The organism is Amycolatopsis sp. NPDC104775 (assembly GCF_055583325.1).
The window spans coordinates 314,068-340,874 of sequence record NZ_JBVJOE010000003.1 but is presented as its reverse complement, the minus strand read 5'-3'; the positions used below and the strand labels follow the sequence as shown (position 1 = coordinate 340,874).

27 protein-coding genes are annotated in these 26,807 nt (G+C 69.6%); 20 read left to right on the top strand and 7 right to left on the bottom strand.

Translation table 11 applies throughout. From position 1 onward, the window contains the following. Positions 1–32: 32 nt before the first annotated feature. Positions 33–1,091, bottom strand: coding sequence for a Gfo/Idh/MocA family oxidoreductase (locus ACZ63D_RS15890; RefSeq protein ID WP_465355037.1), 1,059 nt, complete (start codon positions 1,089–1,091; stop codon positions 33–35). Between the two features lie 57 nt (positions 1,092–1,148). On the opposite strand from ACZ63D_RS15890, the gene ACZ63D_RS15885 reads away from it, so the two are divergent. Both ACZ63D_RS15885 and ACZ63D_RS15880 read left to right on the top strand, forming a co-directional pair. Next, complete coding sequence (locus ACZ63D_RS15885) at positions 1,149–2,216, top strand: ROK family transcriptional regulator (RefSeq protein ID WP_465355036.1); 1,068 nt, start codon at positions 1,149–1,151, stop codon at positions 2,214–2,216. 37 nt (positions 2,217–2,253) lie between these two features. After that, positions 2,254–3,825, top strand: coding sequence for a glycosyltransferase family 87 protein (locus ACZ63D_RS15880; protein WP_465355035.1), 1,572 nt, complete (start codon positions 2,254–2,256; stop codon positions 3,823–3,825). A gap of 41 nt (positions 3,826–3,866) precedes the next feature. Here the strand turns inward: ACZ63D_RS15880 and ACZ63D_RS15875 are convergent, their stop codons facing one another. After that, positions 3,867–4,640, bottom strand: a complete 774-nt coding sequence (locus ACZ63D_RS15875; RefSeq protein ID WP_465355034.1) for a deoxyribonuclease IV — start codon at positions 4,638–4,640, stop codon at positions 3,867–3,869. Between the two features lie 102 nt (positions 4,641–4,742). Here ACZ63D_RS15875 and ACZ63D_RS15870 point away from each other — a divergent pair, with 102 nt between their 5' ends. From ACZ63D_RS15870 to ACZ63D_RS15810, 13 genes are all read left to right on the top strand, one after another. Beyond that, on the top strand, positions 4,743–5,576 hold the full coding sequence (locus ACZ63D_RS15870) for a hypothetical protein (protein ID WP_465355033.1): 834 nt from the start codon (positions 4,743–4,745) through the stop codon (positions 5,574–5,576). A gap of 173 nt (positions 5,577–5,749) precedes the next feature. Then, the gene (locus ACZ63D_RS15865) at positions 5,750–6,661 is read left to right on the top strand and encodes a hypothetical protein (RefSeq protein ID WP_465355032.1); all 912 of its coding nucleotides are present in this window, start codon (positions 5,750–5,752) and stop codon (positions 6,659–6,661) included. Positions 6,662–6,740: 79 nt separating this feature from the next. Next, positions 6,741–7,667: a hypothetical protein gene (locus tag ACZ63D_RS15860; protein WP_465355031.1), complete on the top strand. Its 927-nt coding sequence runs from the start codon at positions 6,741–6,743 to the stop codon at positions 7,665–7,667. A gap of 102 nt (positions 7,668–7,769) precedes the next feature. After that, positions 7,770–8,093: a 30S ribosomal protein S6 gene (gene rpsF / locus ACZ63D_RS15855; RefSeq protein WP_116206072.1), complete on the top strand. Its 324-nt coding sequence runs from the start codon at positions 7,770–7,772 to the stop codon at positions 8,091–8,093. A gap of 29 nt (positions 8,094–8,122) precedes the next feature. After that, positions 8,123–8,647 carry a single-stranded DNA-binding protein gene (locus ACZ63D_RS15850; RefSeq protein ID WP_465355030.1) on the top strand — a complete coding sequence of 175 codons (525 nt, stop codon included), beginning with the start codon at positions 8,123–8,125 and terminating at the stop codon, positions 8,645–8,647. A 35-nt stretch (positions 8,648–8,682) separates the two neighbouring features. Then, complete coding sequence (gene rpsR / locus ACZ63D_RS15845; protein WP_009085242.1) at positions 8,683–8,931, top strand: 30S ribosomal protein S18; 249 nt, start codon at positions 8,683–8,685, stop codon at positions 8,929–8,931. A 14-nt stretch (positions 8,932–8,945) separates the two neighbouring features. Continuing rightward, positions 8,946–9,410 carry a 50S ribosomal protein L9 gene (rplI, locus tag ACZ63D_RS15840; RefSeq protein ID WP_009085244.1) on the top strand — a complete coding sequence of 155 codons (465 nt, stop codon included), beginning with the start codon at positions 8,946–8,948 and terminating at the stop codon, positions 9,408–9,410. Positions 9,411–9,606: 196 nt separating this feature from the next. Beyond that, on the top strand, positions 9,607–9,969 hold the full coding sequence (locus ACZ63D_RS15835) for a hypothetical protein (protein ID WP_465355029.1): 363 nt from the start codon (positions 9,607–9,609) through the stop codon (positions 9,967–9,969). 7 nt (positions 9,970–9,976) lie between these two features. Continuing rightward, a complete protein-coding gene (locus ACZ63D_RS15830; RefSeq protein ID WP_465355028.1) occupies positions 9,977–10,579 on the top strand; it encodes a DUF3558 domain-containing protein in 603 nt (200 codons plus the stop codon). Between the two features lie 45 nt (positions 10,580–10,624). After that, positions 10,625–12,007, top strand: a complete 1,383-nt coding sequence (locus ACZ63D_RS15825) for a hypothetical protein (RefSeq protein WP_465355027.1) — start codon at positions 10,625–10,627, stop codon at positions 12,005–12,007. 11 nt (positions 12,008–12,018) lie between these two features. Then, on the top strand, positions 12,019–12,816 hold the full coding sequence (locus ACZ63D_RS15820) for an ESX secretion-associated protein EspG (protein ID WP_465355026.1): 798 nt from the start codon (positions 12,019–12,021) through the stop codon (positions 12,814–12,816). 714 nt (positions 12,817–13,530) lie between these two features. Next, complete coding sequence (dnaB, locus tag ACZ63D_RS15815) at positions 13,531–14,934, top strand: replicative DNA helicase (protein WP_037809085.1); 1,404 nt, start codon at positions 13,531–13,533, stop codon at positions 14,932–14,934. Between the two features lie 120 nt (positions 14,935–15,054). After that, complete coding sequence (locus tag ACZ63D_RS15810; RefSeq protein ID WP_465355025.1) at positions 15,055–15,561, top strand: hypothetical protein; 507 nt, start codon at positions 15,055–15,057, stop codon at positions 15,559–15,561. A 37-nt stretch (positions 15,562–15,598) separates the two neighbouring features. Here ACZ63D_RS15810 and ACZ63D_RS15805 read toward each other — a convergent pair whose 3' ends face one another. After that, on the bottom strand, positions 15,599–15,823 hold the full coding sequence (locus ACZ63D_RS15805; RefSeq protein WP_465355024.1) for a hypothetical protein: 225 nt from the start codon (positions 15,821–15,823) through the stop codon (positions 15,599–15,601). A gap of 166 nt (positions 15,824–15,989) precedes the next feature. Further along, positions 15,990–16,358, bottom strand: coding sequence for an ArsR/SmtB family transcription factor (locus ACZ63D_RS15800; protein WP_465355023.1), 369 nt, complete (start codon positions 16,356–16,358; stop codon positions 15,990–15,992). 95 nt (positions 16,359–16,453) lie between these two features. Here ACZ63D_RS15800 and ACZ63D_RS15795 point away from each other — a divergent pair, with 95 nt between their 5' ends. Further along, positions 16,454–17,632, top strand: a complete 1,179-nt coding sequence (locus ACZ63D_RS15795) for an MFS transporter (protein ID WP_465355022.1) — start codon at positions 16,454–16,456, stop codon at positions 17,630–17,632. Between the two features lie 4 nt (positions 17,633–17,636). Here the strand turns inward: ACZ63D_RS15795 and ACZ63D_RS15790 are convergent, their stop codons facing one another. Beyond that, positions 17,637–18,176: a YciI family protein gene (locus tag ACZ63D_RS15790; RefSeq protein ID WP_465355021.1), complete on the bottom strand. Its 540-nt coding sequence runs from the start codon at positions 18,174–18,176 to the stop codon at positions 17,637–17,639. 103 nt (positions 18,177–18,279) lie between these two features. Here ACZ63D_RS15790 and ACZ63D_RS15785 point away from each other — a divergent pair, with 103 nt between their 5' ends. After that, the gene (locus ACZ63D_RS15785; RefSeq protein WP_465355020.1) at positions 18,280–19,059 is read left to right on the top strand and encodes a dioxygenase family protein; all 780 of its coding nucleotides are present in this window, start codon (positions 18,280–18,282) and stop codon (positions 19,057–19,059) included. Between the two features lie 81 nt (positions 19,060–19,140). On the opposite strand, the gene ACZ63D_RS15780 is transcribed toward ACZ63D_RS15785, so the two are convergent. Together ACZ63D_RS15780 and ACZ63D_RS15775 are read right to left on the bottom strand one after the other, a co-directional pair. Further along, positions 19,141–22,281: a beta strand repeat-containing protein gene (locus ACZ63D_RS15780; RefSeq protein WP_465355019.1), complete on the bottom strand. Its 3,141-nt coding sequence runs from the start codon at positions 22,279–22,281 to the stop codon at positions 19,141–19,143. 193 nt (positions 22,282–22,474) lie between these two features. Continuing rightward, the gene (locus ACZ63D_RS15775; protein ID WP_465355018.1) at positions 22,475–23,506 is read right to left on the bottom strand and encodes a hypothetical protein; all 1,032 of its coding nucleotides are present in this window, start codon (positions 23,504–23,506) and stop codon (positions 22,475–22,477) included. Between the two features lie 295 nt (positions 23,507–23,801). On the opposite strand from ACZ63D_RS15775, the gene ACZ63D_RS15770 reads away from it, so the two are divergent. The 3 genes from ACZ63D_RS15770 to ACZ63D_RS15760 are packed head-to-tail and all read left to right on the top strand — an operon-like array spanning position 23,802 to position 26,805. Next, positions 23,802–25,022, top strand: a complete 1,221-nt coding sequence (locus tag ACZ63D_RS15770; RefSeq protein ID WP_465355017.1) for an AI-2E family transporter — start codon at positions 23,802–23,804, stop codon at positions 25,020–25,022. Beyond that, a complete protein-coding gene (gene macS / locus ACZ63D_RS15765; RefSeq protein ID WP_465355016.1) occupies positions 25,019–26,152 on the top strand; it encodes a MacS family sensor histidine kinase in 1,134 nt (377 codons plus the stop codon). Before ACZ63D_RS15770 ends, macS begins: the two co-directional genes overlap by 4 nt. Then, positions 26,149–26,805 (top strand): response regulator, encoded by a 657-nt coding sequence (locus ACZ63D_RS15760; RefSeq protein WP_465355015.1) that lies wholly within the window; start codon positions 26,149–26,151, stop codon positions 26,803–26,805. The genes macS and ACZ63D_RS15760 overlap by 4 nt, the downstream gene beginning before the upstream one ends. Positions 26,806–26,807: the final 2 nt, after the last annotated feature.

Sequence of the window (26,807 nt, the reverse complement as noted above, 5' to 3'; positions counted from 1 at the left end):
CCGTCGCGGCCACAGCCGTTCAGAGGGCGGCGTCAGCCGCCGAGCGTGAGCACGCGGCCTTCAGCGCCCGAGCGGTGCGCGGCTTCGATCACCCGCAACGCCTCGACCGCGCTCGCCGGGTCCACCGGGAAGTCCGCCTCGCCGCGCAGTGCGTCCCGGACCTGGGCGTAAAACGCTTCGTAGCAACCGGTTTCGGTCGGCACCACTTCGGTGTCGTCGTTCACGCCGAGCCGCCCGGCGTCGCTTTCCGGTTCCACGCCCCAGCCGTCGTCGCCCGGGCGAAGACCGGCTTTGATCTGCGGTTCCTGGACATCGAGGCCGTATTTGGTGAAAGTCGCCTGATCGCCGAGCACGCGGAAACGCGGGTTGCGGGTACCGGCGAGCGCGGACGACCACAGGTGCGACCGCACGCCGTTCGCGTGGTGCAGGGCCACGAACACGTCGTCGTCCACCTGCACGCCGGGGCGGCGGCGGTCGACCTCCGCGTACACCTGGGTGACCGGGCCGAACAGCTGGAGCGCCTGGTCGACGATGTGCGCGCCGAGGTCGTAAAGCAGACCACCGGCCTCAGCCGGGTCGCCGAACTCGCGCCAGTTGTCCTTGATCTTCGGCACCCAGCGGTCGTAGCGGGACTCGAAGCGGAACACGGTGCCGAGACGGCCGGACTCGAGCACCTTGCCGACCGTGCGGAAATCCGAGTCCCAGCGGCGGTTCTGGAAAACCGTGAGGCCGACGCCCTTGGCCTTGGCCGCGTCCACCACCCGCTGCGCTTCGGCCGCGGTCGGCGCGAACGGCTTGTCCACGACCACCGGAATCCCGGCCTCGATCGCGCGCAGGGCGAGCGGCACGTGCGTGCGGTTCGGCGTGGTCACCACGATCAAATCAAGATCACCCGCGCGGGCGAAAAGCGCGTCCGCGTCCGGGACCACTTCGGCGCCGGGATGCTCGGCGCGCGCCTGCGCGGCCCGTTCCGGGTTCGCAGTCACCAGCACGGCCGGGACCAGGCCGGGCGTCGCCGCGACCAGCGGCGCGTGGAAGATCCGGCCGCCGATCCCGTATCCGAGGATGCCGACCCGCGCGTCATCAGCCATGACCGCCATTAAACAACACTGTTGCGTAATAGGCTACCCGTCCGCCATGATCGGCCGATGGCGGAAACCGGCGTCAACCTGCGTGGGCTGCGCCGCCACAACCGCGCGCTGCTGCTCGGGCACATCCTGCGCGCGGGCGGGCTGAGCCGGGTCGAGCTGGCGCAACGGACCGGACTGACCCAGCAGGCGGTGTCGAAAATCGTGTCCGACCTGCTTCCGGAAGGGCTGCTGGACGTCGAACGCGCACCCGCGGCTGGGGTCGGCAAACCACGCACGATGCTGCGGCTGCGCCCCGAGGCCCGCTGCGCCCTCGGCGCGCAGCTCGACCGGGACGGCTTTCTCGTGCTGCGCACCGGCCTGACCGGCGAGGTCGAGGAAATCGTGGAAGGACCGCTGCCGATCGGGTTCAGTCCGGAGATCGCGGTCACCGCGATCAGCGACGGCGTACGCAAACTGCTCGCTGACGTCGATCCGGCCCGAGTGCTCGGGCTCGGCGTCGGCGCGGTGGGTCCGCTCGACCACCACGCGGGCCGCGTCCGCGACGCCACGAACATGCCCGGCTGGCACGACGTCCCGCTGCGCGATCTGCTCGCCGAACGCACCGGTCTGCCAGTCACGCTGGACAAAAACACCAACTCCGCCGCCTTCGCCCACGCCTGGCCGGAAGAGACCGCGGCGGCGACGGCTGTCGTGCTCGTCGGCACCGGAATCGGGGTCGGCCTGCTGATCGACGGACGCGTCTACCGAGGTCCGCGCACCAACGCGGGTGAGTTCGGCCACACCACCATCGCCTACGCCGGGCCGCGCTGCGCATGCGGACGCCGCGGCTGCGTCGAGGTCATGCACCGCGCGGCCGGCACCCCGCACGACGCCGCCCGGCTGCTCGGCATCGGACTCGCCGACCTGGTGCAGGTGCTCGATCTCGAACGGATCGTCCTGTTCGGACGGACGGTGCGCGGCGCGCCCGACGTCTACCGCGAAACTGTCGCCGGGCAGCTGCGCGACCTGCTTCCGGTGCCGTACTGGCAGCGCATCGACGTCGAACTGAGCGACCTCGACGAGGAGGCGGTGGCCCTCGGTGCCGCTTTCGAGGTGCTTGCCGGGTTTTACGAGGATCCGAAATGACCGGCAGCCCACTCGCGGACCGATAGCATCTCCCGACGTGTCCCGCGTCTCCCAGCCCGCCGCCGCCGAAGAGCCGGATTCGGCTCCCCGTACGCTCACCCCGGCGGAGCGGATCGCCCCCAGCCGGCACGACCCGCTGGTGGCCGCGGCGACGAGACCCATCGGCGGTCCGATCGGCGCGCACGCCGCGGTCGGCAGGCAGTGGTTCTGGTCGCCGCAGCGCGTCGGGCTCGCGATGGCCGTGCTCGCGCTGGTGGTGTGCTGGTTCGGCAAGGCCTCCTGCATCCAGCAGTACAGCGACTCCAACGGAGTGCACCAGCTCGACTGGCGGTCCGGCCGTCCGTTCGTCGCCATGTGCTACTCCGACATCGTCCCGCTCTACAGTTCGGAAAAGCTCGACGACGCGCGCACCTTCCCCTACGTCACGTCGTGGCAGGAGGATTCGCAGACCGCGGAGAACCAGACCCGGTACATGGAGTACCCGGTGGTCACTGGCCTGTTCCAGTGGATCAACGCGAAGCTCGCGGCAGGCTGGACCTCGGTCGCGAACGCGGGCTGGCTTCCCGGCGCGCTGCCGGTGGCGATCTACTTCAACATCTCCGCGTTCTGGCTCGCGCTCGCCTGGCTCGTCACCGTGTGGGCCACCGGGCGGACGACGAAACGCCGGCCGTGGGACGCGGTGCTCGTCGCCATTTCCCCGCTCGTCCTGGTCCATACCTTTACGAACTTCGACGCGCTCGCCACCGCGGCCACCGCGGCCGGGATCCTGGCCTGGTCGCGCAAACGCCCGGAGGTCGCCGGAGTCCTGTTCGGACTCGGGGTCGCGACGAAGCTGTATCCGCTGCTTTTGCTCGGCGTGCTTTTCCTGTTGTGCCTGCGTGCCGGGAAACTGCGCGCGTGGAGCCGGACCGCGGGGTTCACCGTGCTGGCCTGGCTAGTCGTGAACGTCCCGTTCATCGTGGCCGCGCCGCGCGGCTGGTGGGAGTTCTTCCGGCTCAACACGTTGCGCCCGATGGACCCCGATTCGCTCTACAACGTGGTCTCCTACGCCACCGGCTGGGTGGGCTTCGACGGCGTGCTCCAAAAAGGACAGACGCCGACCGTGCTGAACATCGTCGTGGCGGTGCTGTTCCTGGCCTGCTGCGCGGGAATCGCGTACGTCGCGCTCACCGCGCCGCGGCGGCCGCGGTTCGGGCAGCTGGCTTTCCTTGTCGTAGCGGCGTTCCTGCTGACGAACAAGGTGTGGAGCCCGCAGTACTCGCTGTGGCTCGTCCCGCTGGCGGTGCTGGCGATCCCGCGCTGGCGGCCGTTGCTGGCCTGGATGGTCATCGACGCGGCGGTGTGGGCCCCGCGCATGTTCTATTACCTCGGCGTCGACCACAAAGGACTGCCCGCGGGCTGGTTCCTCGGCGGGGTGGTCATCCGCGACCTCGCCGTCGTCGGGCTGTGCGTGCTGGTGCTTCGCGAGATCTACCGTCCGCGCACCGACCTGGTCCGGCTCTCCGGCGACGACGACCCGGCGGGCGGCGTGCTGGAGCGGGCGCGCGACAAGGTCACCTTCGCGCCCTTCCGCCGCTCCCGCGCTGACGCTCAGCAGCCGGTCTCCTGACCCGCCGTGCGGGAACCCGGAGCAGGGTTCCCGCACGGGGTTCAGGCGAGTTGTTTGCGCAGGTACGCGATGTCGGCGGCTTGGCCATCGCCCGGCGTCTCGACGACCACCGGCGCGCCCGCCTGGCGCACGACCTCGGCGAGCAGCTCCGGATCGATCGTGCCGTCGCCGTCGACCACTGAGGCGTGCCGGTCGCGGTTGGAGCCGTGCTCGTCGCGGGAGTTGTTGCAGTGCACCAGGTCGATCCGGCCGGTGATGGCCTTGACCTTCTCCACCGCGGTCGCGAGGTCCCAGCCCGCCGCGTAGGCGTGGCAGGTGTCGAGGCAGAAGCCCGCGCCGAACTCGCCGACCTTGTCCCACAGCCGGGCGATCACGTCGAGTTCGCGGGTCATCGCGTTGTCGCCGCCCGCGGTGTTCTCGATCAGGATCGGCACCGCGAAGCCGCCCTTTTCCGCTTCGCGCTCGAACAGCTTGCGCCAGTTGAGCAAGCCCTCCTCGACGTCGTCGCCCGCGCCGACGTGCCCGCCGTGCACGATCAGGCCCTTCGCGCCGATCGCGGCGGCCCCGTCGGCGTGCTGGGTGACGTTCTTGCGGGACGGGATGCGGATCCGGTTGTTCTTGGACGCGACGTTGATCAGGTACGGCGCGTGGATGAACACCTCGACCGGGGAGGTCTTGATCTCCTCGCCGTGCGGATGCGGTTTCGGTGCCTTCCACCCCTGCGGGTCGGAGAGGAAGAACTGGACGACGTCGGCTTCTCGCTCGGCGACGGCGGCCAGCGGATCGTCGTCGCGGACATGGGCGCCAATCTGCATGCCTTGACGCTACTACCGGGCGAATCTCGCCCTTCCGGCCCAGTTGGTGACTCTCGTGGAGTACCGTGAGCGCGTTCCGTGATCCAGTCGGGGGAGGAAGACATGCGGAAACGCGCTGGACGGACGATCGCGCTCGGCGTCGCGCTCGCGGCACCGCTGCTGCCGGTGGTTCTCGCGTTCCCCGCCGCCGCGTCCGCGGACCCGAACCCGACACTCACCGGCGACTGCCAGGCCACGCTGCAGAACGGCAAGGACGGCAACGGCCTAGCGCTCGACGCGGGCGCTCCGCTCAACGCGCCGAACCGGCTCACCGTCGGCCTCGATTCGAAGGCGAAACAGACCGACGGCCGCAACCCGTTGCTCACGCTTCCCGTCGGCGACACCGTCCGGGCCCTGGGCGTCGGCGAGGCCCCGGCGGCTGGCGACCTCGCCGCGAACGGTCTCTGCCCGGCCGCGCAGAAGACGGTGAACGCGGTCGGCGACGCGACCCAGGGCCTGGTCGGCGGTCTGCCGAACGTCCCGTCGCCGACGCCGAAGCCACCGCCGGGCCCCACGCCCAACCCGCCTGCTCCGCCGCCCCTGGCTCCCGGCCCCGGCGGCCCCGGCCAGCCCGTCCCCGGCGGCGACACGCTCGGTCCGGTGGTCTCCGGCGGCGGCCTGTCCGGACCGTCCAGCCTCGACGCGGTGTCCGGCATCTTCACCGGGGCCGCGATGCTCCCGGCGACCTTCGTCCAGGCCCCGATCGTCACCCAGGTCATGCCCGGTCAGCTGCCGCAAAACCAGGTGCCGACGGTCGACGCGAAGAAGTCCGGCACCGCCGAGGCCCTGCCCGCGGCCAACCCGCCCGCCCGGCTGCCGCTGCTGATCGCCGTACTGGCACTCGCTCTGGTGGCCGCTGCGCTGGTGCGCGCCTGGCTGCGCCGCACGCCCGCCTGACTCTTGCTCTGACTCTGCGTAGCGCCCGCTTCCACCCGAATGCCTGACCTCGGAGGGGAGGCGGGCGTCACTCGTCTTCGTTACCGTCGTTGTCCACAGCAAGGCAGGTACGACGGGACTCGGCGAAGGGGTCGACGGCCATGCAGCAGCACCGGGCACGGAGGGCCACCGCGGTGGGCGCCGCCGCTTTCGTCCTGGCCGGCTCAGCCGCACTCGCCGCACCAGGCACCGCGTCGGCGAGCACGCTGACCGCGACCTGCGGCTCGACCATCACCGCCAAACCCGGCGACCACGTCAAGGCGACGACCCCGTTGCTCGGCATCCCGATCGACCTCGGCATCGTCGGCCAGGTCTCCGGCGTGCTTACCGGCACCATCAACGCGGTCCTCGGCACGGTCTGCCGGGTCACGGTGAACGTGGTCAACACCGTCGTCTCGCCGGTCCCCGTGGTCGGCGCGCCCGTCGCGAGCGCGGTCAACGGCGCGGTCGCGGGGACCACGAACACCGTCCAGCAGGGCGTCGCCGCCGCCGGCCAGGCGTTCAGCGGCAGCCAGCCGGGCAAGCAGAATCCGGGTCCGAACCCGCAGCAACCGCCGTCCGGCGGCAACGGGGGCAGCCCGCAGCAGGGCGGTTCGCCGGGAGGCCAGCAGTCCCAGATGCCCGGCTCGACCAGCCCAATCCTCGGCGATTTCGGCGGTGCCGGCGGCGGAGCCGCGCCGTTCTCGGCGTTTTTGCCGAACTTCGGCAATTTGTCCTACGGCTACAGCACCGGGTACGCGCCGATGCGCGATTACAGCGGCATCCCGATGGCGATGGCCGGATTGTTCAGCCCGTCGCCTTCGCTGCGGTACGGCAGCCAGATCCCGGGTTACGCACCGCAATACGGCGTCGCCAACCCGGATGGTTCGACCGGCGGCGACCGCACGATCCAGAACGCGGGTAACGCCGAGGCACTGCCGGGCACCGGCGGGAACCACACGAACGGGTTGGACTGGCCAGTTCTGGTGGCAGTTTTGGCACTCTCCGGAGTCAGTGCGGGCCTGGTCCGCACCTGGGTGCTCCGCCGAATGGCCGCTGCAAGTTAGGCCAACTCACCAGTATCTTTGCCGGAGTCCATTCGTTGATCCTGATGCGACGAATCATGCCCACGGACCCCGGAGGATAGTGCTCGTGCGGAAAATCCCCACCTGGAAGCGAACCCGTCGAGCACTCACCGTCACCGCTCTCGCCGCTCTCTTCACCGGCGGCGCGTTCCTGGGCACCGGCACCGCGTCCGCGACCACGCTCGCGAACCAGTGCAAGGGCTCGGTCACCGGCGGCATGGGCGACGCGGTCGTCGTGCCCGGCTCTGCGGTCAAGGAGATCGTCCGCAAGTCGGCGCAGGACCAGGTCAACTTCTGGCGGCTGCTCACCGTGTGGCCGGATTCGCTGGCCAACGCCATCGCGAACAAGGGCAACCTGCAGGTCGGCGCGATCCCGAACGCCGCGGGCGGCACGATCGGCGGCGACGCGATCGGCCAGGTCGTCTCGAACGCGCTGAAGGACGAGTGGGGCCTCGGCGTCCTGCCGGACACCAAGACCAAAGTGCTGAACGGGATCCGCACCGGGGTCGCGTCCGCGTGCGGGCTCACCACGGTGGCGAACAACTACCAGGCGCCGTCGTCCTCCAGCTCCCCGGCGAACGGCGGCACCCAGTCGAACGGGAACGCGCCCGCGCAGAACGGCGGCGGCAACCCGCTCGGCAACTACCAGCCGGGCTCGACCGGCATCGCCCCGCCGCGCGACTACGGCAACATCCCGACCGCGACCCCGGGCGCGCCGGGCGCGCCGGGCGCGCTGGGCACCGCGATCGCCCCCGGCGCGCGCTACGGCACCCTGCCCGGTTCCGGCGCGCTGCCGCAGCAGCCGTCGGCGGGCCAGGACCCGCAGGGCCAGCAGAGCCCGGACATCCGCAACGCGGGCAACGCCGAAGCGCTGGCGAGCCAGGGCGGAGCCTCGGACGTCCAGCTGCCGATGCTGCTCGCGGTGATCGTGCTGGCCGGGGTCACCGCCGGGCTGGTGCGCACCTGGGTGCTGCGCCGCGTCAGCTGACCCGCCGGACCGGACTGTCGGACCCGCCGGGTACGCTTACCTGGACAAACCCTCCTGTCACGGAATCCGCCGTGACCGCGAGACCATAGGAGGTGAGTGGTTATGTCACGCCATTACGAGGTAATGGTCATCCTGGACCCCACGCTCGACGAGCGTACGGTCGCGCCCACGCTGGACAACTTCCTCAACGTGATCCGCACTTCGGGCGGAAGCGTCGAGAAGGTCGACGTCTGGGGCCGCCGTCGCTTGGCGTACGAGATCAAGAAGAACGCCGAGGGCATCTACGCGCTGCTGGACCTGAACTCGACGGCCGACGCCGTCAAGGAACTGGACCGCCAGCTGTCGCTGCAGGAAACCGTGCTGCGCACCAAGGTCATGCGCCGCGAGGTCAAGGCCGCGGCCAAGCCCGCGCCCGCCAAGGCCTGATCCGAGCCCGATCCGAAGGGACGCCATCCGTGGCTGGAGACACCGTCATCACCGTGGTCGGGAACCTGACGTCCGACCCGGAGCTGCGCTTCACCCCGTCCGGTGCGGCGGTCGCGAACTTCACCGTCGCGTCCACCCCGCGCACGCTCGACCGCCAGAGCGGCGAGTGGAAGGACGGCGAGGCGCTGTTCCTGCGCTGCAACATCTGGCGGCAGGCGGCGGAAAACGTCGCCGAGTCGCTCACGCGGGGCGCCCGCGTGGTGGTGCAGGGGCGGCTGAAGCAGCGGTCGTTCGAGACCAAGGAAGGCGAGAAGCGCACCGTCGTCGAGCTCGAGGTCGACGAGATCGGCCCGTCGCTGCGGTACGCGACGGCGAAGGTCAACAAGGTCAGCCGCGGTGGCGGCGGCGGTGGTGACTTCGGCGGCGGAGGCGGCTTCAACGGAGGCGGCGGCAATCGCGGCGGCGGCACCAGCGCGCCCGCCGACGACCCGTGGGGCTCGGCCCCGCCCGCGGGCGGTGGCGGCGGAGGCTTCTCCGACGAACCCCCGTTCTGATCTCAATTTCTTTCTAGAATTCCAGGAGTACAACAGTGGCCAAGCCACCCATTCGCAAGCCCAAGAAGAAGGTCTGCGTGTTCTGCAAGGCCGAGAAGAAGGGCCGCCCGGAAACGATCGACTACAAGGACACCAACCTGCTGCGGAAGTACATTTCCGACCGCGGCAAGATCCGTGCCCGTCGCGTCACCGGCAACTGCAGCCAGCACCAGCGCGACATCGCCATCGCGGTGAAGAACTCGCGCGAGATGGCGCTGCTGCCCTACACGTCCACCGCGCGCTGAGGGGAGCACTAGTCATGGCGAAGATCATTCTCACCACCGACGTGGCGAACCTCGGCGGCCCCGGCGACATCGTCGAGGTCAAGGACGGCTACGCCCGCAACTACCTGCTTCCGCGCGGCTACGCCATCGTGGCCAGCAAGGGCGCGGAAAAGAACGTGCGCACGATCCAGCGCGCGCAGGAATCCCGCCGCATCCGCGACCTCGACCACGCCAAGGAGATCAAGGCGACGCTCGAGGGTCTCGGCGCGATCCAGCTGACCGGCAAGGCCGCGGCCGGGTCGAAGAAGCTCTTCGGCTCGATCACCGCGGGCGAGATCGTCGACGCGATCAAGGCACAGGGCGGCCCGCTGCTCGACAAGCGCGTCCTCGACCTGCGCGACCACATCAAGACGGTCGGCAAGCACTCGGTCAACGCCCGCCTGCACCCGAACGTGAAGGTGGACCTCCGGCTCGAGGTCAAGGCCGTGGCCGCGAACTGACGCTCGCGTCCTTTTTTCCGCGAACCGCCCCCGGGAGACGCTCCCGGGGGCGGTTTCGTTTCGGCGGTCTTCCCGCAGCTCGCGCCCACTCTCGAAACAACTCAAGGCGAAGCGGGAACCAACTGGCGTGCGTTACCATCCAACTTGCTGATCTCGCCGCTTGGGGAGCGAGAACTGTGCCAAAGGGGGTCACCGGATGTCCGACGTACCACCGCCAGCGCCGATCATGGTCGGCGGTTACGGAACGGCAGGCGGGTACAAGTTCAGCGAGGACGAGGTCGACTCGGTCATCAAGCAGTGGGAAGACCTGCTCGGCAACCTGAAGACGGACCTCAACGACGCGCAGACGATCGCCAACGTCAAGCGCCCGGCTGACGAGTTCGCCAGCAACGACTTCGTCGACAAGGGCGCGAACCCGTCCGGGCAGACCCTGCTCCAGCAGCACCAGCGCATGGTTGACTACGTCACCAACTTCATCATCGCGTTGAAGGCCGCCAAAAACAAAATCACCGTCGCCGAGCAGGAAGCGCGCGACGCCGCAAGCAAGACGAAGGTCTGAGCTGCTCATGCCGCACCGCACCATCCGGATCGCCGCCGCTGCCGTCGCCGCTCTCGGTCTCCTGACCGCGTGCAGCGGAGGAGGTAACAACGGCGGTGGAAACACCCCCTCGCAGGCACCCGCGAGTTCCAGCTCGGCTGGAGGCGGGTCGGGTCCGAAGGTTCCCGCCCCGCTGCCCACGCAGGAACTGCTCGGCGACAACCCGTGCAAGGTCCTCACCGATGCCGAGACAACTGATTTCGGGCTCGTCGTTCCGGGGAAGAAGACGAGCGGAGAGCTCAGCGGCTGTGAGTGGACCTCGTCCGGCAACAGCGTGAACTCCATCGGCCTCCGGGTGGTGCCGCAGAACAAGAACGGCATCAGCGACATCTATGACCAGAAGGCGCAGCAAGCCTACTTCGAGCCGGTGAGCGTCGACGGCTATCCGGGCGTCTTCACGTCCAAGGCCGACCTGCGGCCCAGCGGCAACTGCCAGCTCTGGCTCGGGGTCACCGACCAGCTCGCCATCACCATCACGCCAGCGATCGGGGCCGGTCCGAACAAGAGCAACCCCTGTGGCCTCGCGCAGAAGTTCGCGGGCGCAGTGATCAAACATCTCAAGGCTGCGTGATGACCAGCAGTCAGCTGGCGCTCAGCACGGAAGGAATGGCTCATCATGGGGAATGACGCCAATACCGTAGGCAAGGAATTGAAGTACGCGGCGGCCGGCGCTGGCGTCGGCGCCGCGGTCGGTTCCGTCGTGCCGGTCGTCGGCACCGCTGTCGGTGCGGCGGGCGGTGCGCTGGTCGGCAGCCTCGTCGGCTTGTTCAGCGGCGGTCCGGACGCGAAGCTCGCCGAGGCGGATCTCGGCGGCCGGTCGATCGACGCGCGCACGATCTGGGAGAAGATCCACGTCGGCGACAGCTCGTCGCTGCAGGGCGGCGTCAACGCGGCCAACAGCCTCAAGACCGTGCACAACGACCGGATCACCCAGATCGACAACCTGAACAAGAAGATGGACGCCGCCTGGCAGGGCGGCGGTGCCACCGCGGCGCAGGCGGGCGCACACCCGCTCGGCGTCTGGCTGCAGGATTCGGTCAACAACCTTGGCAAGAGCCACACGTACCTGAACACGCAGGTCGACTGTTTCTCCACGGTCAAGGGCAAGGTCCAGGAGATCGCCAAGGACCCGCCGCACGCCGGCTTCGTCGACGGGATCAACCCGTTCAGCGACAAAGACGACGAGATCAACCAGTACAACGAGACCGGCAAGGCGAACGTCCAGGCCTACACCAACTACTTCAACGCCAGCGGGCAGAACGCGAGCCAGCTGCCGCAGTACAGCGCCTGGCAGGGCAACAACATCTCCAACCCCGGCGGCGGCCCCGGCGACTTCGGCGGCGGCCCCGGCGGTACGGGCGGCAACTTCGGCGGCGGCCCTGGCGGCGGTGGCGGCGGCTTCACCCCGCCGAAGATGGATCCGCCCAAGTTCACCCCTCCGACCACCCCGCCGCACACCACTCCGCCGTACACCCCTCCGCCGAACACGACGTTCCCCGGCGGCCCGGGCGGTCCTGGACACCACGTCACCGACCCGATCGGCCAGTACCCGGGCAGCGGTGACGGCACGACGACCTCGGGCTGGACGCCTCCGACGACCGATCCGAGCAAGTTCAGCCCGAGCACGTTCGGTCCCGGCGGTTCCAGCCAGTTCGGTCCCGGCGGCGGTGGCGGCGCGGGTTCCGGCGCGGGCGCGGCCTTCGGTCCGGGCGCGTTCGGCGCGGGCGCGGGCTTCGGTCCCGGCGGCACCGGTTCCGGTGCGGCCGCGGGCGGCATGGCCGGCGGTGCCGGAGCCGGCGGCATGGGCGCCGGTGCGGGCATGCGCGGCGGCGCGGCGGGCAAGGCCGGTGCGGCCGGAATGGGCGGCATGGGCGGCGGCGCGAAGGGCGGCAAGGGCCAGGAGGACGAGGAACACCAGACGAAGTACCTGGTGGAAGAAGACGCCAACGAGCTCTTCGGCTCCGACCAGCTGACCGTTCCGCCGGTCATCGGTGAATGAGGCCAGCCGACGTGATCACGCTCGACCGACCCACCAAGTTCACCCTCCCGACGCTGTACAACCTGATCCGGCGTCGGGGCGGTGAGCCCCATCAGGCCATCGCCGAGACCCCGGTGTTCCACGACCCGGACGCCGAACGCAAGCTCGACCAGCAGGTCAACGAGGCGCTGACCGAATCCGGCCTGATGGGCCCGCGCGGAATGGACCGCGATCTGCTCGCGCTGATCGAGTCCATCTCGCATCCGCAACTGGAGTTCTACGGCTGGTTCGACGGCACCTTCGAAGACGGCAGCCCCGGGAACTACTCGGTGCTGTGCGGCAGCGGGAACGGCGGCGGCTTCGGGCTGCTCCGGATCATCGGCGAGAACACCGTCACGGTGTCCCGCCAGCGGCCGGACCTGCTGCTGCAGACGTTCCTCGACCTCATGCCCGCGGGCCGGGCGGCGAGCGGGCAACCGCTCGTCACCAGCCGCAGCGAGTACCAGAGCGGCCGGTCCGCCGGGTCGGAGGACGTTTCGCAGGGCTCGATCATGCAGACCGGGCAGCGCACCGAGCAGCTTTCGCCGCTCAAGGAGATCCAGCGGATCCTCAAGCTGCCGCGCACCGGCAGCGGCGCGCTGTACGTCGCGACCCGCCCGAACGGCGGACGGCGGCGGCGCATCCCGAAGCCGGTGAACTTCATCGACACCAGCGAGGGCCGGTGGCTGATGGAGGAGCGGCCGGGGCAGGACTCGCTGATCGTGTTCACCCCCGGCACTCCGCAGGCGATTTCCGAACGGCTGCGCCAAGCGCAGAGCGCCTTGGGCTGAGCGTCCCGAGCGTTACTCCGGGTGGGGTTCCCGGCACGGCACCGCGAGGTGGCCGCCCGGTGAACCCCACCCGGTTTCGTGTTCGCACCCGGTTCACCTGCGCTTTTCCCGAGTTACTCACTGTCCGCAGCGATCGGCTGAGCCAGGTGGGGAATTCTCCTTCATTCAGCCCATCGGGTCGGTGATCTACCGTGCGTAGCAACCATCCACAGGGCGGTGAACCGAGGCGGGTGCGACACGCCGAAGAGCCAGTTCGACACGACACGCCGGACGAGTTTTCGCGGAGTTCTCCACAGTCTCTACACAGGCCTTGACCTGCGGGTTTAGCGAAGCCGATCTGCACTGTCCCCACTTTGTCCACAGGCTCACCGGCACCTGTGATTCGTTGCCCCCAGTCATCCACAGGTTGTCCACAGAGCCGTCAACACCCGGAATTGCGCTCGTCCTTTCGAGGGATCTAGCGTGCGATCGCACCCAGTACGCCCGGTGGCTCCGCGTGGCGATCACCGGCGCGGGGAACCGCCCGGTCCATCATCGAAGAGGACCGGACGGACGAGTGGGAAAGCCGGGCCGATTCCGGCATACTCGAACTTGTGTTCGATCGCACTGGCTTCTTCGTGCGGCGGGCGGCGAACACGGTTCGGCACAGCACAGGCGCACGCGAGACGACGGGGCAGGCCGGAACGACGGCTGAGCAAGGGAGGTGTCCGGGCAGTGGCGGTGACCGATGACCGCGGTCCGGCGTACGCGGAGTCCGATCCGGGTCCCAGCGACCCCGGTCCCGGCGGGTTCGACCGCCAGCCGCCGCAGGACATCGCGGCCGAGCAGTCGGTGCTCGGCGGCATGCTGCTGTCGAAGGACGCGGTCGCCGACGTCATCGAGGCGCTCGGCCCCGGCGATTTCTACCGGCCCGCGCACCAGGCGGTGTACGACTGCATCCTCGACCTCTACGGCCGCGGCGAGCCGGCCGACCCGATCACCGTGGCGGCCGAACTGGAGCGGCGCGGCGAACTCGGCCGCGTCGGCGGCGCGCCGTATCTGCACACGCTCATCGCGACCGTGCCCACCGCGGCCAACGCGGGCTATTACGCGGAGATCGTGTCCGAGAAGGCGGTGCTGCGCCGGCTCGTGGAAGCGGGCACGCGCATCGTCCAGTACGGCTACGGCGCGGCCGCGGCGGACGGCGCGAACATCGACGAGGTCGTCGACCGCGCACAGGCCGCGATCTACGACGTCACCGAACGCCGGACGAGCGAGGACTACGTCGCGCTGGAAGACCTGCTCCAGCCGACCATGGACGAGATCGACGCGATCGCCTCGCGCGGCGGCCAGTCCCAGGGCATCCCGACCGGATTCGCCGACTTCGACGAGCTGACCAACGGCCTGCACCCCGGCCAGATGATCATCGTCGCGGCCCGTCCCGGTGTCGGCAAGTCGACTTTGGGACTGGACTTCGTCCGCTCGGCGTCCATCAAACACGGCCTGACCAGCGTCATCTTCTCGCTGGAAATGAGCCGGACCGAGATCGTGATGCGCATGCTGTCGGCCGAGGCGAAAATCCGCCTGGCCGACATGCGCGGCGGCAAGATGTCCGACGACGACTGGACGCGGCTGGCCCGGCGGATGAGCGAGGTGTCGGAGGCGCCTCTGTTCGTCGACGACTCGCCGAACATGACGATGATGGAGATCCGCGCGAAAGCCCGCCGGCTCAAGCAGCGGCACGACCTGAAACTCGTGGTCGTCGACTATCTGCAGCTGATGACGTCCGGCAAGCGCGTCGAATCGCGACAGCAGGAGGTTTCGGAGTTCTCCCGTCAGCTGAAGCTGCTGGCGAAGGAGATCGAGGTGCCGGTGATCGCGATCTCGCAGCTGAACCGTGGTCCGGAACAGCGCACCGACAAGAAGCCGATGCTGTCGGACCTGCGTGAATCCGGCTCCCTGGAGCAGGACGCGGACATCGTCATCCTGATCAACCGCCCGGACGCCTGGGAACGCGACGACCCGCGCGCCGGGGAAGCGGACCTGATCCTGGCGAAGCACCGTGCGGGACCGACGAGCACGATCGTGGTGGCACACCAGCTGCACTACAGCCGGTTCGCCGATCTGGCCCACGACTGATCGTCGGACCTGCAGGGTCTCAAAACTCATTTCCTATTCTCATCGGTCACTTCATCGCCGCTTCCTTGATGAAGTGGAGATGAGGCTGGGCGTCACTCGGAACCAGGAGCACGAGCGGACATGCCAGACCAGCACGAGCCCGAAGATCAACTCGCCAGGTTGTACCTGTTGGCCAATCTCGTCAGCTCCGACCTGGCAGTCGCCGGGATACCACTGGTTCCCGATTACCTGCACGGCGGCCATCCCCTTGGCCCGGTCGGCGCGCATGTCTTCGCCGACAACCTCGGGCATCGTGGTGTGTTTATCAATTGGGTGAGCCATTCGATCTTGAGGTCCGCGTCGCTGGAGGGGTGGAGTGAGGGCCGTACCGGTCCAGACAATCCGGCCGGGCAGTGGAAGAAGACCATCGACACCGCGATGCGGACCTCGATCGCGACGATCCTGACCTCAATCGGCTACGAGGTAGTGACAACCGATGACGACGCAGGAGCGGAGCTCCTCGTGACGCGGCGAGCGGCCGAAAGCCCTTGGTTGGAGTGGTACCGAAATCAGACGGAGCGACTGCAAGCCAAGTCGTTCGATACCGCGGAACGGCTCAGGGCAGCCACCGACGATCACGGGCAGTGAATCCGCAGTGGCGCCACAGTGCCGGGCGGAAGCTCGCTCAGCTAAGCGGGCCTGAGAAATAGACAGTCCCGGCGGGACTGTCCGTCGTCGCCTGGGTGACGAGGCCGACGGCCTTGCCCGGCACATCGACGGCGATAGTCCACGGTGTCGTATGCCCTGGCAGCACGTCGGGTGCCCCGTTCCTGTCCTCCGGGTGGGTGAGCGGGCCGGTTGTTGTTGAGCCGTGCGGGGATCCCACCTTCGCCCGGATGTCGATCTTCACTCCCCGAACGACAGAGTCGCCGTTATTGGCGACAAGGATGTCGAGGACCGCTACGACGCCCACCCCAGCCCAGGTGGGCGCATGCCTTCTCATCCGGCCCCCCAGGTGTTGAGAGCTTTCCCGCCGTCGCACAAGATCGACCGGTCGGCGAGGCGGGATACAGCGGTCAACCGTCGCTGGGCTGCCAGTTCGCGACCAAATCCAGCAATCCGGGGAAGCGGGTGTTGAGGTCCTCGTCGCGCACCCGGCTGCGGCGTTCCAGCCCGTACTGCCGCTGCCGCAGGACGCCCGCCTCTCGCAGTGCCTTGAAGTGGTGGGTCAGCGACGACTTCGGGCGGTCGAACCCGAACCAGCCGCACGGATGGTCGTAGGCCTCGCGTTCCAGCAGCAGTTTTCGCACGATCGTCAGCCGCAGCGGGTCGCTCAGCGCGCCGAGGACGCTCTCCAGCCGCAGGTTTTCGCGGGCCGGTTCGGGCAGGGGCGGGGGGAGTTCGGCGGGCGGGGCATCCGGGTCGGTCACTGAGGACGAGCGCATGTCCTCATTCAACCACTCCAGTACGAGTTTAGTCGAACTACTGCTATGTTCGAGCTCGCTCGTACTAGTTCGAATAATCTCGTACTGGAGGATCCATGGCCGTCATAGCGCCCTCGCGGGCCGGTAGTCCCTGGCTCGCCGCGTGGCCGGTCACGGCGGTGTTCGTGCTTTCCAACGCGCCCACTCCGCTGTATGTGCTGTGGCAGCACCGGCTCGGGTTCTCCGCCGGCACGCTCACGGTGGTCTTCGCGGCGTACATCGCTGGACTGCTGGCCGCGCTGCTCGTGGCGGGCCGTACTTCGGATCGGGTGGGGCGGAAACCTGTGGTACTGCCTGGGGTTTTGCTCGCACTGGTCGCGTGCGGGTTGTTCGCGGTCGCGACCTCGGTACTCGCCTTGGCGGTCGCACGGTTGCTCGCGGGGATCGCGGTCGGCATCACGGTGTCGGCGGGGATGGCGGCGGTCGTTGACGTCGGCGGGCCGGAACGCGCCCGTACCGCGACGCTCGCCGCGTCCACCGCGATGGTCTTCGGGGCCGGACTCGGGCCGCTGCTGGCCGGGGCGTTGTCGGAAACCCTTCCCGGGCCGACTGTGACGATCTTCGTGGTTTCGGCGGTGCTACTGCTCAGCGCGGTCGTCGTGGTGGCACGGCTGCCGCTTCGACGTCCGGTCGATCCTGGAGCGGGCGGCTGGGTGCGGGTTCCCGCTGTGCCGCGAGCGCAGCGCAAGTACGTCGCGCTCGGGATCGCGGTTTTCGCGCCGGGGATCACGTCGACGTCGTTCGTGCTTTCGCTGGGACCGGCGCTGCTGGCCAGCGTGCTCGGCACCAGCAATCGCCTGCTCGCCGGGGTGACCGCGTTCGTGATGTTCGGGGCGGCGACCGCGGTTCAGTTCACGGCGAAACGGCTTGAGGTGCGCGCCATTCTGCTCGCCGGGGCCGCTGCGGGGGTCGCCTGCATGGCCGCCTTGCTCGTCGCGGTGCACGCGCAGTGGATCGCGGCCATCGTCGTGACCGCCGTGCTCGCGGGGGTCGCGCAGGGGCTTGGCCAGCTGGGCGGGCTCACCCTGATCAGCACGCACGTGCCCGAGCGACGGCGCGCCGAGGCCAACGCGCTGCTCAATTTCGGTGGCTACCTTCCGGCCGCGCTGCTGCCCGTCGGCACCGGCTACCTCAGCGACGCACTCGGAATCACCACTGGGACAACGGTTTTCGCTGCACTTCTCGCCCTCGCGGCGCTCATGGCTGGCGGAATCGTGTGGCGTTTGGCTCTCTGACGGATCAGGAACGGCCACCGGGTGCCCAGTTGTGCACCTCGATCGCGGCGTAGTGCTCCGCGGTGAGGAGTGCGCGGGCGGTGTCGGCATCGGCGGCTTGCACCAGCGCTGACGTGCCGAGCCAGGCGGTGCCGTCGTCGGACCACAGCGGGCCGTAGGCGATCAAGGTGTCACCGGCGGACGGTTCGAGATCGACGGCGGGGCCGGAACCCAAGCCCAGCACCAGATACAGGTTGGCCGCCTCCGGATCGCCGGGGAAGTCCCACATGGTGCGACCGAGAGCGTTGTCCCAACGGCGGATCAGGACATCCCGGTAGGCACCGGCCTGGTAATTCGGTTCCGCGAAAGCGAATTCGCGCGCCGCAGCGGCGTCCGGCAGGTCGACGATGTGCACGCTGCCGGTCGGGACGTCGCCGTCCAGAGTCGGGCCGCGGGCGATCAGTTCGGCGGCGAAACCGTCCATATAGGACCAATGAGCTTCAAGCAGTTCGGCACGCAACGCGGCGGAGCCGGGGCGGTCGCGGTGGTAGCAGAAGAACTTCACCGGACGAGTCTGGCGCACTCTCCCGGCGTCCGAGCGCGTATTCGCCAAGACCGCGAACGAGGCGTACGGTGGTAGTTGAAGTTTCAAATACTTGGAGGCAGTCATGGCGACCCGCACCCCGGTCCTGTACCTGAGCCACGGTGCGCCGCCGCTCGCCGATGACGCGACGTGGACCCGCCAGCTCGCCCAGTGGTCCGCTGACCTGGCGAAACCTCGCGCGATCCTGGTCGTTTCAGCGCACTGGGAGGAAGCGCCGCTGACCCTCGGGGCGACCACGACGGTCCCGCTGGTCTACGACTTCTGGGGCTTCCCCGAGCGCTACTATCAGGTCAAATACGCCGCACCCGGTGCTCCGGAGCTGGCCGCGCGGGTGCGCAAGCTGCTGCATTCGACTGAAACCCCCGTGCACGACGCCCCGGACCGCGGCCTCGACCACGGCGCCTACGTCCCGCTCGTGGAGATGTTCCCCGAGGCCGACGTTCCGGTGCTGCAGATTTCCATGCCCTCGCTCGACCCGCGGGCGCTCTACGACCTCGGCCGCAAGCTCGCGCCGCTGCGCGACGAGGGCGTGCTGATCATCGGCAGCGGATTCTTCACCCACAACCTCCGCGCGATGCAGGAGGTCAACGGCACCAACGGAACCCCGCCGGGATGGTCGGCGGAGTTCGACCACTGGGGCGACGAGGCATTGCGCGCCCGTGACCTCGACGCGTTGCTCGATTTCCAGCACAAGGCCCCCGCCGCCGCGATGGCGCATCCGCGGATCGAGCACTTCGCGCCGCTGTTCGTGTCGCTCGGGGCCAGCTCGGCCGAAGGCGAGGGCCGCACGGTGATCGACGGATTCTGGCACGGACTGGCGAAACGTTCGCTCGAATTTTTCTGACCCAGCACGCGAAACGGGCCCGGAAGCACGCGGCTTCCGGGCCCGTCCGGGTTATCCCCGGGCCGTTTCAGGCGAAACGGTTCACTTCTTGAAGATGCCGGTCAGCTTCGCGGCCAGCTTCTGGAACGCACCCAGCGGGCCGGTCGCGTCACCGATCGCCGGAGCGGTCGGCAGCGTGGTCGGCAGGGTCGTCGGCGCACCCGGCAGGGCGGGCAGCGCGGTGACGGCCGGCAGCTGGTTCAGCGTCGGCAGCGAGGTCTTCACCGGCAGCTGAGCGGGAAGCGCCGGCACGTCCGCACGCTGCGCACCCGCACCCGGCAGGGCCGGAATGCCCTTCAGGGCCGGAACGCCCGGCAGCGACGGCACGGCCGGGGCCGACGGCAGGTGGACGCCGTTCTGCAGCCCGGACACCGACGGCAGCGCCGAAGCACCCTTCAGCTGGTTCAGCTGACCCAGCGTGGACAGGCCGCTGACCTGCGGCACGTCGGCACGCTCGGCACCCGGCAGCGCCGGGGCGGGCAGCGTCGTGGCGGTGGGCAGGCCGGACAGGCCCGGCAGCGACGGCAGAGCCGGAGCGGCGGGCAGCGACGGAGCGGCCGAACGGCCCGGCAGACCCGGAACGGCGGGCAGCGCGGGGAGCTCGCTGGCGCCCATCTCGCCGCCGATCGGCACGTCGATCGCGGGCGGCTCCTCGACGTCGGTCGAGTTGGGGGCCTCGGCGGTGGCCACGCCGAGGACCTCCAGCGGCACGCCGAAGACCTGCACCAGCGCACCCAGCGGGTGGTAGTAGTCGAAGCCGGACAGGGCCTCGCCGCTGCCGTGGGTGCTGGTCGCGTCGTCGCCGTCGGTCACGTCGGTGACGTTGTCGCCGATCGCGTGCGCCACGCCGCCCACGGCCACGCCGTCGCCGAAGACCTGCGCGACAGCCGGAACCGGGAGGTCGAGGATGTCGCCCGAGATCGAGCCCTCGGTGCCCGAGGTGGTGTCCTTGCCGGCGTCGGTGACGACGGTGTTGTTCATGGCGTCGCCCGAGGACACGCCCGCCGCGGAAACCGCGTCGCCGAAGACCTGCGCCACCGGAGCGGCGTCCGCGCCGACGATGTCGCCCGCGACCGCGCCGCCGTCGCCATCGGTGAGGGCGGTGCCGCCCGCGGTCGAGGTGATGTCGTTGGTGGCCGTGCCGTGGCCGATCGCGCCCCCGGCGACTCCGTCGCCGAAGATCGTGCCCGCACCGGCGATCGGAGCCTTGACGATGTTGCCGGCGAGCGCGCCGTCCTTGCCGTCGGCGCTGGCGTTGCCGCCCGCCTTCGAGTCGGTCAGGTTGTCCGACATGCCGGTGCCGATGCCGGCCACCGAGCCGCCGACGCCGTGGCCCTGAACCGGCAGCGAAACCGGGGCCTCGACAAGGTTGCCCGCACCCGCGCCCTTCGCGCCGGTGGCGTGCACGTCCTGGCCCGCGGTGGAGGTGGTGTCGTTGCTGGCCTTGCCGTGGCCCTGGCCGACGAACGAGCCGCCGATGCCGAACAACTGCACCGGAGTCGACACCGGGACGGTGCCGAGGTTCGAGCTGAGGAAGCCGTAGTCGTCAGCGGTGTTGCCGCCGCCGCCCGCCTTCACGACCTTGGTCTCGGAGCCGTCGCCCGAGCCCTGCCCGATGAACGAGCCGCCCACGCCGAACACCTCGGCCGGCGCGGCCACCGGGACCTGCACGATGTTGCCCGAGCCGGACGAGTCGTTGCCCTGGCTGCCGTCGTAGTTGCCCGCGGTGACGGTCTTGGTCTCGGTCGAGGTGCCCGTGGCGTTGCCGATGTGGCTGCCGCCGATGCCGTGCACCTCGGGGGCGCCAGCGATCTGGGTGTTGACGATGTTGCCGGTCAGCGTCGAGCCGTTGCCGCGGGTGTAGCTGCCGTCGCCGGAGGTGGCGGTGGTGGTGTTGTCGCAGTTCGCGGCCGCGCGGCCGATGTAGGTACCGCCCACGCCGCACGCCTCGACCGGGAGCGCCACCGCCGGGTCGACCACGTTGGCCGAGCCGGCGGCGTCGTTGCCGCTGGTCTTCACGAAACCGCCGGAGGTGGCCGTGGTCTCGTGGGTGGAGGAGGAGGCCTGGCGGCCGAGCAGGCCGGTGTCGGCGTTGCCGATCCACGAGGCGGCGACGGACGCGACGTTCGCGACCGGGCTGGCCTGCGCGGCGGCGGCGTTGCCGGACAGGAACGAGTGGTCCCCGTCGGTCTCGATGTAGGTCGGGATGCCCTTGAGGCTGCCCGGACGGGTGTTGCCCGCCTTGGCGTCGGCCGAGGAGCTGGAGACGGAGTCCGCGTCCGAGCCCCACACGCCGCCGGCGTTGCCGTTGAACTTGACCGGCAGCGCGATCGGAGCGCCGACCACGTTGCCGCTGCCCGAGGCGCCCTGGCCGTTCGACTTCATCGAACCGCCGGAGGTGGCGGTGGTGTCAGCGTTGTAGTCGCTGTAGGCGTTGCCGAGGATCCAGGACGCGGCGTTGCCGGTCACCTGGACCGGGGTCGCGAACTGGCCGCCGACGACGTTGCCGGACAGGCCGGAGCCCTCGCCGGTGGTGTCGATGTTCCCGGTCTCGCTGGTGCTCTGGTGCGCCGAACCGCCCTTGACCGCACCGCTGCCGCCGGCCAGGCCGACGCCGTTGCCCGCGATCTGCACCGGCAGCGCCCAGTCGAGCGCCACGACGTTTCCGGCGATGCCGGAGTACTTGCCGTTGGTCGCGACGTCCTGGTTGTGGTTGTAGGTCTGGTCGTGGTCGGTGCCCTGCACGTGGGCGTCGCCGATGACGCCGACGGCGTTGTCCACGATCTGGATCGGGACGACGAGGTCGCCGCTGACCTTGTTGCCCTTGAACGCGTCTTGGGTCGGCTCGAGCTGCTGGCGCGGCTTGTCAGCCTTGGGGAGGCTGCCGGTCAGGCTGCCCGCGGAGCCGCCGGGCGTCTTCGCCGAAGCGAGCGCTCCCTTGACGGCGGAGGTGACGGGCTTGGTGCTGATCTCGTTGTGGTGCGCCGGGAGGTCGACCTGCCCGAGCGGGGTGCCGATCGCGTTGTTGGCCTCGTCGATCGGGACGGTGACGTTGAGATCCAGCGGTGAGGCCGGGGTGTCCGGGTTGACGTTCTCGTCGGCCGAGGCGATGCCGGTGCCCAGCATCAGCAACCCACCCGTGACCAACGCGGTCTGGAGTCCGCGCTTTGCCCAGGTCTGCATGGGGTTTTTCTCCTTCATATCGGGGTCCCTTGCGGGTTTGTGGCGGTGCTTCCTGTCGCTGAGGAATGCACCGGGGAATGCGTGCGCGGAAATTGCGCAGCGCGCGAAAAACCCGCGGGATATGTGTCGATGACGGCCACGGCACGCGAAAGGCGTGCGGACGGTGCGTCAAAGACCCCGCGGGTGGAGGGGATCAGTCAGGAGTGACGCCGGGCTGCTCGCCCGGGGTGCGCGGCGTGTGCGCGAGGCCGGTGCGGGTGGAACCCGCCACGGCGTTGTCGACGGCGGCGACGACCCAGGAGGGAACGCCGAAGTGCAGGCCGTCGAGGTGTCCTCCGGGTGCGGTGCTGCCACCGGCCGGGGAGTTCGGGATGGAAAGCGGCGCGGCGGGAAGCTGCGCCGGAGAGAACGGCACGCCGGGCAGACCGTCGTCACCGTGGTGCCGCGACGGCAGTTCGACGTCCTGCACCGGATGGATGGACTGCGTGTCCATCGCCGAGAAGACCGACTGCAGTGCGTCGGACGTGGTCATCGAGGCGGCGCCGAGGTTTTGCCCGGTCTCGGCGGGCTGCTCGGGAAGGCTGGGCGCGGGAGCCTGGTCGGACGCGGGTTCCGGCGCGGTCGGCAGTTTCGGCAGGTCGACCAGGTTCGCGGGAGCGCTCGGGTCGAGCAGATCCCACAGCTTCCGGCCGAAATCCTGCGCGGCGGGCGGCGGGGTGGTCGCGTCGGCGATCACCTGGCGCGCGTCCTCCGGCTTGCGCGCGATGTGCTCGAGCGAGCCGAGCGTGCGCTGCACCGGCTTGACCACCGCGTGCTGGCCGAGGTCGCTCACCGCGCCGCTGACCTTTCCGGCGGCCTCCTGGCCCTCGGCGAGGTCGTCGCGGTGCGCCCCGCTGAACTGGGCGAGCGAGCACGTGGGCCGCGACGTGCCTGGTTCAGACCACGTGGTGGCACCCTGGCCGCACGACGAAAGTCCTTGCACCGCACCGGCGACCTCGCCGGCGAACCGGGACGCGCCGTCGGTGACGTCGCTGATCCCGGCGACTGTCGCGTCGGTGACCGGCGTGACGCTCGCGTCGGCGGTGTCCGCCGAAGCGGCGGCAGAGGAGACGGCCCACGCGGCCGCGGTGGCCGCAAGCGCGCCGCCGACGACGAACAACGCACGCGACGCGAGACGGCCGAAGCGCGTCGCGCCCCGCCTCTCGTGCACAGCGTCGTTCGTCACAGGTGAATACTCCTCGGGCAAGAATTGATTCCGGTTTTTTGGCGGAACGGCACAGTTCCGCGGTGGCGCAAAACCGAGACAACCAAATTTCGTGCCCGCCGCGCATCCTCGACACGACTTGATGCCACCATCGTGTGAACAACACAGAGTGTGGCCGGGTCTCACGATGGGTCATTCCCAGAGAAGGAGGCCGGTTACTCCGGAGTCGGTTCACCGGCCCCGCCGAAGCGGTGATTCGCCCGACCGCTGGGCGATCCACCCGGTTTTCGTCGGCCGGGCCGATACGGTTGACCCTGTGAGCCAGCCAGGGCGCGGACAACGCGAACAACCGTCCCTTTCCGAACCAGTCGCCGATGTCACCGGCTTCATCCCGCGCGGTCTGCGCGTATCCGCCGCGCTGTCGTGGCGGTTCATCGTGGTGGTCGCCGCGCTGTACGCGGTGGTGTGGCTGCTGGGCTACCTCGCGTCGGTCGTGGTGCCGGTGTCGATCGCGCTGCTGCTGTCGGCACTGCTGGCCCCGGCGGTGTCGAGGCTCGTCCAGATCCGCTTCCCGCGCGGGCTCGCGACGGCGATCGTGCTCGTGGCCGGGCTCGCCGTGCTGGGCGGCCTGCTGACCTTCGTGATCACCCAGTTCTCCAGCGGCCTTCCCGAACTGCAGCAGCAGCTGACCACGAGCCTCAACCAGATCAAGGACTGGCTCATCAACGGTCCGCTGCACCTGCGCCAGGAGCAGATCCAGGACTTCATCAACCAGGCCATCGGTTTCCTGCAGAACAACCAGGCGTCGCTCACCACCACCGCGCTGACCACCGCGGGCACCGTCGGCGAGATCCTCACCGGCTTCGTGCTGACGCTGTTCGTCACGATCTTCTTCCTCGCCGGCGGCGACAACATCTGGACGTTCCTGGTGCGCGGCGTGCCGCAGCGGGTGCGCAACCGGGTGAACGTGGCGGGACGGCGCGGTTTCGCGTCGCTGGTCAGCTACATCCGCGCGACCGCCGCGGTGGCCGTGGTCGACGCGGTCGGCATCGGCATCGGCCTGTGGATCGTCGGCGTGCCGCTGGTGATCCCGCTGGCGACGCTGGTGTTCCTCGGCGCGTTCATCCCGATCATCGGCGCGCTGATCACCGGCGGCGTCGCGGTGCTGATCGCGCTCGTGTCGAAGGGCATCATCGGCGCGGTGATCGTGCTGGCCATCGTGGTCGGCGTGATGCAGCTGGAAAGCCACGTGCTGCAGCCGCTGCTGCTCGGCCGCGCGGTGCGGCTGCACCCGCTCGCGGTGGTGCTGGCCATCGCCACCGGCCTGGTCGCCGCGGGGATCGCGGGCGCGCTGCTCGCGGTGCCGCTGCTGGCCGTGCTCAACGCCGGGGTCCGGTCGCTGCTGCACGAACACGATCCCGATCCGGCGACGGTCGACGCGCTGCACAGCCAAGCCGCGAATCCGAACGACGATCCCGAAGAAGGCGCCGACGACAAGGACGCCGGGACCGAAGAGAGCACAGAAGACAAGAAGTGAGCGTTCGTTCCACCCGAGATCCGGCGACGCCGCTGTGGCGCGGCGTTGTCGTGTTGCGTGTCGTCACGTGGCTGTTCGCGCTGGCGGTGGTGATCGCGCACCACACCGACTTTCAACGGCCATGGCTGGCGTGGCTGGTCGTCGGGGTGATGGGCGCGTGGTCTGCCGCGTCAAGTCTCGCGTACGCGCGCGAGAGCGGACGGCACCGCTGGCTGGTGATTTTCGACGTCGCCCTCACCACGGGCCTCATGCTCACGTCGCCGTGGATTCTCTCGGACGCGCAGTACGAAGCGGCTTCGCCGTTGATCACCACGGTGTGGGCAGCGGTCGGTCCCCTCGCGGCGGCTACGCGCTTCGGTGCGCGCGGCGGCGTAGTGGCGGGCCTTGTCGTCGCAGTGGGCACGGGCATCGCGCGCGAGAAGATCGATCTCGACGTTGTCCGCGACGGAGTGCTGTTGTGCGCGAGCGGTCTCCTTGTCGGCATGGCGGCGACGCTCGCCCGTACGTCCGCCGAAGCGCTCGCGCGCGCACTCCGCACCGAAGCGGCGACGGCCGAGCGTGAACGGCTCGCGCGCTCGATTCACGACAGCGTGCTTCAAGTGCTCGCGCGCGTACGACGTCGCGGTCTCGAAGTAGGCGGTGAAGCAGCGGAGCTGGCGCGTCTCGCGGGAGAGCAGGAGATCGCGTTGCGCGCACTGGTGAGCAGCGAGCCGACGCGGTCCGGCGACACCGCGGATCTCCGTTCGGCGTTGCAGCTGCTGGCGACCACGTCGGTGCAGGTGTCGACGCCGGCCGGGACGGTGGACCTGCCCGCGCACGTCACCGAGGAACTCGTCGCGATCACCCGCGAAGCACTGGCTAACGTGGAGAAACACGCTGGTCCGGACGCGCACGCCTGGGTGCTGCTGGAAGACCTCGGCGGCGAGGTCGTGGTGAGCATCCGCGACGACGGACCGGGAATCGAGGGCGGCAGGCTGGAACGAGCGGCGGCCGAGGGCCGTCTCGGAGTAGTGAAGTCGATTCGCGGCCGGGTGGCCGACCTCGGCGGGACCGCGGTGCTGGACAGCGCTCCCGGCCGGGGCACGGAGTGGGAGGTGCGGGTGCCAGCCACGATGAGGGACGGGCGATGACGGAACGGACGATCTCCGTGATGGTGGTCGACGACCACCCGATCTGGCGCGACGGCGTGGCCCGCGACCTGTCCGAGAACGGGTTCGAGGTGGCCGCGACCGCGCCGGACGCCCCGGCGGCGATCCGGATCGCGCGCACGGTGCGGCCCGACGTGGTGCTGATGGACCTGAACCTCGGCGGCACGTCGGGCGTCGAGGCGACCCGCGAGATCACCGCGGCGGCGCCGGACACGCGCGTGCTGGTGCTCTCGGCCAGCGGCGAGCACAGCGACGTGCTGGAAGCGGTGAAGGCGGGCGCGTCGGGCTACCTGGTGAAATCGGCGTCCGCGGCAGAACTGGTGGACGCGGTGCGGCGTACGGCCGACGGCGATCCGGTGTTCACCGCCGGTCTGGCGGGCCTGGTGCTCGGCGAATACCGGCGGATGGCCGACGCCCCGGACGGCGTGCCGGAACCGCCGCGGCTCACCGACCGGGAGACCGACGTGCTCCGGCTGGTCGCGAAGGGGCTGACCGCGCGGCAGATCGCGGAGCGGCTCGTGCTGTCGCATCGGACGGTCGAAAACCACGTGCAGTCGACGTTGCGGAAGCTGCAGCTGCACAACCGGGTCGAGCTGGCGCGGTACGCGATCGAACACGGGCTGGACGAGGACTGAGT